The sequence below is a fragment of the Cohnella faecalis genome, from assembly GCF_003570905.1.
In the GTDB taxonomy this organism is placed as follows: domain Bacteria; phylum Bacillota; class Bacilli; order Paenibacillales; family Paenibacillaceae; genus Cohnella; species Cohnella faecalis.
The window spans coordinates 1-8509 of the sequence record NZ_QXJM01000045.1 but is presented as its reverse complement, the minus strand read 5'-3'; the positions used below and the strand labels follow the sequence as shown (position 1 = coordinate 8509).

Below are 8509 nucleotides of genomic sequence, written 5' to 3'. Positions count from 1 at the left end.
GGCGATTCTGCCCGAGCTCTCGAGCGCCGGCTACAACGTCAGCTTTGAGAAGATGACGGAGAGGACAGAGCTGCGAAACCGGACGAAAAAGCTCGCCCGATGGAGCTCCGCGGCTGGCAGCTGTTCCCGCGCGCAGGTCTCGTTCGCCTCCGCCGCGGAACCAGACTGGACTTGGGCGGAATCGCGAAGGGCTGGACGGTCGACCGGGTATCCGAAGGATTAATCGGCCGACGCATTCGCGCCGGGCAGCTAAACGCCGGAGGAGATTTGCGCGTCTGGTCGGAGCCGGGCTTGCCGGCTTGGGAGATCGAAGCGGCGCTTCCCGACGGATTCGCATCGAACGCGCCTTCGTTCCGGTTTGCTTTGCGCAACGGAGCCGCCGCTACTTCCAGCACACTTCGGCGCCAATGGGCAACGCCCGGAGGAAATCGGCATCACTTAATCGATCCTCGCTCCGGCCTTCCTGCCGCCAGCGACACCGTGCAGTGCACCGTCGTCGGAACGACGGCAGCGGAGGCCGAAATAGCTGCCAAGACGGTGCTTTTGCTAGGTAGCGAGGATGGACTCCGCTGGTTGGAACGAACTTTTCCCCTATGCGATGCGCTTTTGTACAAACAAGACGGAACGGCTATCGGCGTATTCGGAAAACACGGTGACGCCGAGTGGAAAGAAGGAGGAGGTATCCTATGACGGATTGGCTGATGCAGCTGCCTACCTGGGTCATTACGCGCGTGGCGGGATTGTCCGCTTTCTATTTGTTGACGATAGGCGTCGTCTCGGGCATTTTTTGCGGATCGCCTGGCATTAAAGGCGTCTGGAAAGCGCGAATCTTTCGATTTCATTCCTGGACGCAAGGCTTCGGCCTCATCGTTGCTATAGCGCATGTCATTGTCCTTGCCATAGACCGCTACGCGAAATTCGATTGGATTACGTTGATCATCCCTTTCTCCGCTCCGCAGCATCGGCTAGAATACGGGCTCGGCTCTCTCGCTATGTATGGCCTGCTCGCCATTCTGTTAACGTCCGATTTCCGCGGACTCCTCGCCAATCGCATTTGGAAAACAATCCACATGACCGCATATCCCGTCTTTTTTCTGGCGCTCATTCACGGGCTTTTTTCCGGTACGGACAGCGCGAAGCCTCTCGTCTTCTGGAGCTACGCAGCCGGGCCTGCTCGTCGTAGCAGCCACCGTCATTCGGGCGTTAACCGAAATGAATAAGACGCGCGAAAAAAGAGCCGCCCCCATTCGGAGGCAGCCCCTTCCCTAATCCGAACTATTTGGACTCCAGTCCGTCCAGCAGCGACTCCCACTCCGTCCAGGAGTAGACCGCCGCATACTCCTCAGCAGCGCAAGCATCCCTTGGCGAGAAGCTTGTCGGGCACCAGCTTGGCCCATTCCGATTCGAGCCTCTCAAGAGCGGAGGCCGCTTCCGTCCGCACAGCAGGCGGAACCGAGTCGGGAATAGCCGACACAAGCCGCTTCAGCTCTTCGAGCTGTCCATTCCGCTGCTGCGCCTCCGCTTCCAACGGCCATCCGGCCTTCTCCCTCAGAGCGTTCATATCGGGAGCGGGAAGAATCGGCTCTTCGCCGGTCAGCAGAAGCCCTTTCATCAGGTGATCGATCCGATTGATCAGAAAGCGGGAAACACGCCCTTCATCAAGCTCCGCATCGTCGAAAAAAAGCTTCTCTAGATAACGGCCTGTCATTCCTTCGAACATCGTCGCCGCATCCGTGACATATCGCGCCGCCCGGTTCCCGTAAATAGCGGAGATGTGAGACAACGTCCATACCGCCGACCTCGCCCTTGTCCGCATCAGCAAGTTTTGAACTTGAGGATTAAGCCCCGTCGCCGGCTCCAGGAACAACATGCGCATAAAATGCAGATGTTCCCGAAAAAACCGGAATTGACGTTCGATTAGCACGCGAAGCTTGTCCCTGGAAGAAAGCTCCCTGTCTTCAGGGAGCTCCTCCATACAGCGGAACAGCATATCTGTGTAATATTCGAGCACCGATAGGTACAATTCATCCTTCGAATTGAAGTAAAAATACATCGAGCCCTTCGCCATGCCGATTTCGCGAGCGATCTCTTGAATGGAGGTAGCATGGAATCCTTTGCGGGAGAAGCAGCGGATAGCCGCTTCCAGAATAGTCCGCTTTTTATCCTGCACGGGCTTAAGCCCCTCTCCCGTTATTCCGCCAACGTTTTCGGCTTGCGGCGCAGCTTCATCAGAATCTCATAGACGATCGGCACGATGAGAAGCGTCAGAAGCGTAGAGCTGATTAATCCGCCGATTACGGTAACGCCAAGACCTTTGGAAATAATGCCGGCTCCTTCGTAACCAAGCGCAAGCGGAAGCAGCGCTCCAATCGTGGCAAGAGCCGTCATCAGGATCGGACGAAGACGAGTACCTGCCGCTTCCAGCAATGCTTCGCGGGTCGTCAGACCTTCGCGCTCCTTGTGAATGACGCGGTCAATTAGCACGATAGCGTTGGTCACGACGATACCGATCAGCATAAGCGCACCCATGAGCGCGGAGACGCTGAGCGTTTCGCCGGTAATCCAAAGAGCGACGAGGCCGCCATGACGGCGAACGGCAGAGCGAACATGATGGCGAATGGAGCGAGGCCGCCTCCGAACGTCAGCACGAGCACCAAGTAGACAATGGCGATGGCGGCAAGCATAGCCAGACCCAGCTGCGTGAACGTTTCGTTGATCTGCTCGGTAACGCCGCCGAATTTCACTTGCACCGAAGCCGGCTTCTCCAGTCCGTCAACCTTCTTCTGAAGATTGCTCGACACTTTCGCTACATCCTTCTCGGTGATCTCCGCGCTGACCGTAACGACCATCTTGCCGTTCTCCCGGGCAATCGAATTCGGAGATTCGCCTTTTTCGACTTTAGTCACGTCACGCACCGGAACTTCGACGCCGAGCGGAGATTGGAGCTTCGTGTCGATGACGTCGTTGATCGTGCCGTATTCGGCCGTATCGGCTTGTACGTAGACGTTGTAGGTTTTCGAGTCTTCCTTCACCGTCGTCAGCACCGGCTGCTCGCGGGCAGGCATCAATGCCATGGCGATTTGCCCTGCTGTCAGCCCGTATTTGCTCAGCTTCGCCTGATCGGCAACGATCGTGTACTGCTCGTATGTTTTGGACAAGCTCGTATCCACTTTCTCGAACGCTTTGTCCTGGTTCATCAAGTCGACGACTTGATCGACGACAGGTTTGATTTGCTCCAAGCTGTCGCCGTATACGCTGAGGCTGAATCCGCTGCCGCCGATTCCGCCGCCCATGTCCATTTCCGACCATTCGCCTTCCGGCACGACCTTGTGCAGCTCTCCGAGAATCGCTTCCTTTTTGTCCGCGAAATTTTTCGTGTCGCTCTTGAACTGCAAGAAGAACAATCCGGATTTGGAAGGCCCGGGGACAGCGGGTTTTTGCCGCCGATCGAATATTGCAGTTGAGTAATGTCCGGCTCTTTAAGAAGATACTTCTCCGCTTCCAACGCTCGTTTCTCGACATCCTCAATTCGATCGCCCGGCTCCGGAGAGTACGTAATGAGAGTGTACTTGTCTTCTTCCTCCGGCAGGAAGCTGGCTCCTATTTGCCCGACAAGCGCCAAGCTGCCGCCCAGCAATGCGAACGCGATGACAAGCGTGATGATTTTATGGTTAAGCGCCGACCGGAGAAAGCCGCGGTATTTGCGAGCCAGATACCCGGTTTTTCGTCGTGATCGTGGTTTTTGGCTCCCGCTTTCAGACCTCTCTTGAACATCTGATGCGCGAGCATCGGCACGACGGTAATGGCAACGAGCAGAGAAGCCAGCAATGAGAATACGATCGTAAGCGCGAACGGCAGGAAGAGCTGACCGACCATGCCGCTGACGAGCCCAAGCGGGAGGAATACCGCTATCGTAACGATCGTCGAGGACATAATTGGAAGGAACATCTCCCGAGTCGCCTCGCGGAACAAGTCTACGCCTTCAGCTTCTCGCCGGTCAACGCCAGCCTCCGGTAGATGTTCTCGATAACGACAATCGAGTCGTCGACGACCCGTCCGATCGCTACCGTCATTGCGCCCAGCGTCATGATGTTAAGCGTAATATCGAATTGCTGCAGCAGCAGCACCGCGATAATGAGCGACAGAGGAATGGAACGACCGAGATGAGTGTCGTCCGGATATTGCGCAAAACAACAGGATGACGGCAATCGCGAACAATGCGCCGAACAAAGCTTTATTCAGCATTGTGCTGACTGATTCCTCGATCGGCTTGCCTTGGTCATCAACACGCTAAGCTTAAGGTCTTTGTACTGCTCCGAGCTTGTCCGCTCCTTCTTCACGGCGTTAACGACATCGACGGTGTTCGCATCGTTCGATTGACGATTTGAATACCGATGGACACGGCGACGTTCGTCTCGGGAGATCGATTCCTCTTTCGCTCATTATCGCGGTGCTGCTGCTGCAGCAATTCGATATTACGCTTAACATCATGACGCTGGGCGCAATGACGGTAGCGATCGGACGGGTCGTCGACGACTCGATTGTCGTTATCGAGAACATCTACCGGAGGCTGGCGTTGACGGCGAGAAGCTGAAGGGCGTAGACTTGTTCCGCGAGGCGACTCGGGAGATGTTCCTTCCAATTATGTCCTCGACGATCGTTACGATAGCGGTATTCTCCCGCTTGGGCTCGTCAGCGGCATGGTCGGTCAGCTCTTCCTGCCGTTCGCGCTTACGATCGTATTCTCATTGCTGGCTTCTCTGCTCGTTGCCATTACCGTCGTGCCGATGCTCGCGCATCAGATGTTCAAGAGAGGTCTGAAAGCGGGAGCCAAAAACCACGATCACGACGAAAAACCGGGGTATCTGGCTCGCAAATACCGCGGCTTTCTCCGGTCGGCGCTTAACATAAAATCATCACGCTTGTCATCGCGTTCGCATTGCTGGGCGGCAGCTTGGCGCTTGTCGGGCAAATAGGAGCCAGCTTCCTGCGGAGGAAGAAGACAAGTACACTCTCATTACGTACTCTCCGGAGCCGGGCGATCGAATTGAGGATGTCGAGAAACGAGCGTTGGAAGCGGAGAAGTATCTTCTTAAAGAGCCGGACATTACTCAACTGCAATATTCGATGGCGGCAAAAACCCGCTGTCCCCGGGCCTTCCAAATCCGGATTGTTCTTCTTGCAGTTCAAGAGCGACACGAAAAATTTCGCGGACAAAAAGGAAGCGATTCTCGGAGAGCTGCACAAGGTCGTGCCGGAAGGCGAATGGTCGGAAATGGACATGGGCGGCGGAATCGGCGGCAGCGGATTCAGCCTCAGCGTATACGGCGACAGCTTGGAGCAATCAAACCTGTCGTCGATCAAGTCGTCGACTTGATGAACCAGGACAAAGCGTTCGAGAAAGTGGATACGAGCTTGTCCAAAACATACGAGCAGTACACGATCGTTGCCGATCAGGCGAAGCTGAGCAAATACGGGCTGACAGCAGGGCAAATCGCCATGGCATTGATGCCTGCCCGCGAGCAGCCGGTGCTGACGACGGTGAAGGAAGACTCGAAACCTACAACGTCTACGTACAAGCGATACGGCCGAATACGGCACGATCAACGACGTCATCGACACGAAGCTCCAATCTCCGCTCGGCGTCGAAGTTCCGGTGCGTGACGTGACTAAAGTCGAAAAAGGCGAATCTCCGAATTCGATTGCCCGGGAGAACGGCAAGATGGTCGTTACGGTCAGCGCGGAGATCACCGAGAAGGATGTAGCGAAAGTGTCGAGCAATCTTCAGAAGAAGGTTGACGGACTGGAGAAGCCGGCTTCGGTGCAAGTGAAATTCGGCGGCGTTACCGAGCAGATCAACGAAACGTTCACGCAGCTGGGTCTGGCTATGCTTGCCGCCATCGCCATTGTCTACTTGGTGCTCGTGCTGACGTTCGGAGGCGGCCTCGCTCCATTCGCCATCATGTTCGCTCTGCCGTTCGCCGTCATTGGCGCCTCGTCGCTCTTTGGATTACCGGCGAAACGCTCAGCGTCTCCGCGCTCATGGGTGCGCTTATGCTGATCGGTATCGTCGTGACCAACGCTATCGTGCTAATTGACCGCGTCATTCACAAGGAGCGCGAAGGTCTGACGACCGCGAAGCATTGCTGGAAGCGGCAGGTACTCGTCTTCGTCCGATCCTGATGACGGCTCTTGCCACGATTGGAGCGCTGCTTCCGCTTGCGCTTGGTTACGAAGGAGCCGGCATTATTTCCAAAGGTCTTGGCGTTACCGTAATCGGCGGATTAATCAGCTCTACGCTTCTGACGCTTCTCATCGTGCCGATCGTCTATGAGATTCTGATGAAGCTGCGCCGCAAGCCGAAAACGTTGGCGGAATAACGGGAGAGAGGGGCTTAAGCCCGTGCAGGATAAAAAGCGGACTATTCTGGAAGCGGCTATCCGCTGCTTCTCCCGCAAAGGATTCCATGCTACCTCCATTCAAGAGATCGCTCGCGAAATCGGCATGGCGAAGGGCTCGATGTATTTTTACTTCAATTCGAAGGATGAATTGTACCTATCGGTGCTCGAATATTACACAGATATGCTGTTCCGCTGTATGGAGGAGCTCCCTGAAGACAGGGAGCTTTCTTCCAGGGACAAGCTTCGCGTGCTAATCGAACGTCAATTCCGGTTTTTTCGGGAACATCTGCATTTTATGCGCATGTTGTTCCTGGAGCCGGCGACGGGGCTTAATCCTCAAGTTCAAAACTTGCTGATGCGGACAAGGGCGAGGTCGGCGGTATGGACGTTGTCTCACATCTCCGCTATTTACGGGAACCGGGCGGCGCGATATGTCACGGATGCGGCGACGATGTTCGAAGGAATGACAGGCCGTTATCTAGAGAAGCTTTTTTTCGACGATGCGGAGCTTGATGAAGGGCGTGTTTCCCGCTTTCTGATCAATCGGATCGATCACCTGATGAAAGGGCTTCTGCTGACCGGCGAAGAGCCGATTCTTCCCGCTCCGATATGAACGCTCTGAGGGAGAAGGCCGGATGGCCGTTGGAAGCGGAGGCGCAGCAGCGGAATGGACAGCTCGAAGAGCTGAAGCGGCTTGTGTCGGCTATTCCCGACTCGGTTCCGCCTGCTGTGCGGACGGAAGCGGCCTCCGCTCTTGAGAGGCTCGAATCGGAATGGGCCAAGCTGGTGCCCGACAAGCTTCTCGCCAAGGGATGCTTGCGCTGCTGAGGGAGTATGCGGCGGTCTACTCCTGGACGGAGTGGGAGTCGCTGCTGGACGGACTGGAGTCCAAATAGTTCGGATTAGGGAAGGGGCTGCCTCCGAATGGGGGCGGCTCTTTTTTCGCGCGTCTTATTCATTTCGGTTAACGCCCGAATGACGGTGGCTGCTACGACGAGCAGGGCCGCGGCTGCGTAGCTCCAGAAGACGAGAGGCTTCGCGCTGTCCGTACCGGAAAAAAGCCCGTGAATGAGCGCCAGAAAAAAGACGGGATATGCGGTCATGTGGATTGTTTTCCAAATGCGATTGGCGAGGAGTCCGCGGAAATCGGACGTTAACAGAATGGCGAGCAGGCCATACATAGCGAGAGAGCCGAGCCCGTATTCTAGCCGATGCTGCGGAGCGGAGAAAGGGATGATCAACGTAATCCAATCGAATTTCGCGTAGCGGTCTATGGCAAGGACAATGACATGCGCTATAGCAACGATGAGGCCGAAGCCTTGCGTCCAGGAATGAAATCGAAAGATTCGCGCTTTCCAGACGCCTTTAATGCCAGGCGATCCGCAAAAAATGCCCGAGACGACGCCTATCGTCAACAAATAGAAAGCGGACAATCCCGCCACGCGCGTAATGACCCAGGTAGGCAGCTGCATCAGCCAATCCGTCATAGGATACCTCTCCTTCTTTCCACTCGGCGTCACCGTGTTTTCCGAATACGCGATAGCCGTTCCGTCTTGTTTGTACAAAAGCGCATCGCATAGGGGAAAAGTTCGTTCCAACCAGCGGAGTCCATCCTCGCTACCTAGCAAAAGCACCGTCTTGGCAGCTATTTCGGCTCCGCTGCCGTCGTTCGACGACGGTGCACTGCACGGTGTCGCTGGCGGCAGGAAGGCCGGAGCGAGGATCGATTAAGTGATGCCGATTTCCTCCGGGCGTTGCCCATTGGCGCCGAAGTGTGCTGGAAGTAGCGGCGGCTCCGTTGCGCAAAGCAAACCGGAACGAAGGCGCGTTCGATGCGAATCCGTCGGGAAGCGCCGCTTCGATCTCCCAAGCCGGCAAGCCCGGCTCCGACCAGACGCGCAAATCTCCTCCGGCGTTTAGCTGCCCGGCGCGAATGCGTCGGCCGATTAATCCTTCGGATACCCGGTCGACCGTCCAGCCCTTCGCGATTCCGCCCAAGTCCAGTCTGGTTCCGCGGCGGAGGCGAACGAGACCTGCGCGCGGGAACAGCTGCCAGCCGCGAGCTCCATCGGGCGAGCTTTTCGTCCGGTTTCGGCAGCTCTGGTTTC

The 8509-nt window shown here is 56.2% G+C and carries 9 protein-coding genes and 2 pseudogenes; 7 read left to right on the top strand and 4 right to left on the bottom strand.

What is annotated here, in order from left to right; translation table 11 throughout:
- Positions 1 to 99: 99 nt before the first annotated feature.
- Positions 100 to 690, top strand: coding sequence for an FAD:protein FMN transferase (locus D3H35_RS26055; protein WP_119152070.1), 591 nt, complete (start codon positions 100 to 102; stop codon positions 688 to 690).
- On the top strand, positions 687 to 1220 hold the full coding sequence (locus D3H35_RS26050; RefSeq protein ID WP_119152069.1) for a ferric reductase-like transmembrane domain-containing protein: 534 nt from the start codon (positions 687 to 689) through the stop codon (positions 1218 to 1220). The genes D3H35_RS26055 and D3H35_RS26050 overlap by 4 nt, the downstream gene beginning before the upstream one ends.
- Before the next feature lie 122 nt (positions 1221 to 1342).
- Here D3H35_RS26050 and D3H35_RS26045 read toward each other — a convergent pair whose 3' ends face one another.
- Together D3H35_RS26045 and D3H35_RS33710 are read right to left on the bottom strand one after the other, a co-directional pair.
- Positions 1343 to 2170 (bottom strand): TetR/AcrR family transcriptional regulator, encoded by an 828-nt coding sequence (locus D3H35_RS26045; protein WP_158594272.1) that lies wholly within the window; start codon positions 2168 to 2170, stop codon positions 1343 to 1345.
- A 20-nt stretch (positions 2171 to 2190) separates the two neighbouring features.
- Positions 2191 to 4436 (bottom strand): annotated as a pseudogene (locus tag D3H35_RS33710) (efflux RND transporter permease subunit); the annotation flags it as partial.
- Between the two features lie 14 nt (positions 4437 to 4450).
- On the opposite strand from D3H35_RS33710, the gene D3H35_RS35075 reads away from it, so the two are divergent.
- From D3H35_RS35075 to D3H35_RS26025, 5 genes and pseudogenes are all read left to right on the top strand, one after another.
- A complete protein-coding gene (locus D3H35_RS35075; protein ID WP_411675181.1) occupies positions 4451 to 4594 on the top strand; it encodes an efflux RND transporter permease subunit in 144 nt (47 codons plus the stop codon).
- 106 nt (positions 4595 to 4700) lie between these two features.
- A complete protein-coding gene (locus D3H35_RS35070; RefSeq protein WP_411675180.1) occupies positions 4701 to 4976 on the top strand; it encodes an efflux RND transporter permease subunit in 276 nt (91 codons plus the stop codon).
- Positions 4977 to 5221: 245 nt separating this feature from the next.
- Positions 5222 to 6380, top strand: a pseudogene (locus tag D3H35_RS35065) (efflux RND transporter permease subunit); the annotation flags it as partial.
- Between the two features lie 22 nt (positions 6381 to 6402).
- A complete protein-coding gene (locus tag D3H35_RS26030; protein ID WP_119152067.1) occupies positions 6403 to 7014 on the top strand; it encodes a TetR/AcrR family transcriptional regulator in 612 nt (203 codons plus the stop codon).
- A 29-nt stretch (positions 7015 to 7043) separates the two neighbouring features.
- Positions 7044 to 7229: a hypothetical protein gene (locus tag D3H35_RS26025; RefSeq protein ID WP_147355950.1), complete on the top strand. Its 186-nt coding sequence runs from the start codon at positions 7044 to 7046 to the stop codon at positions 7227 to 7229.
- A 74-nt stretch (positions 7230 to 7303) separates the two neighbouring features.
- On the opposite strand, the gene D3H35_RS26020 is transcribed toward D3H35_RS26025, so the two are convergent.
- Together D3H35_RS26020 and D3H35_RS26015 are read right to left on the bottom strand one after the other, a co-directional pair.
- Positions 7304 to 7888, bottom strand: a complete 585-nt coding sequence (locus D3H35_RS26020; RefSeq protein ID WP_119150230.1) for a ferric reductase-like transmembrane domain-containing protein — start codon at positions 7886 to 7888, stop codon at positions 7304 to 7306.
- Between the two features lie 130 nt (positions 7889 to 8018).
- Positions 8019 to 8509: FAD:protein FMN transferase (locus D3H35_RS26015; RefSeq protein ID WP_147355949.1), on the bottom strand; the 491-nt coding region annotated here is incomplete at its 5' end.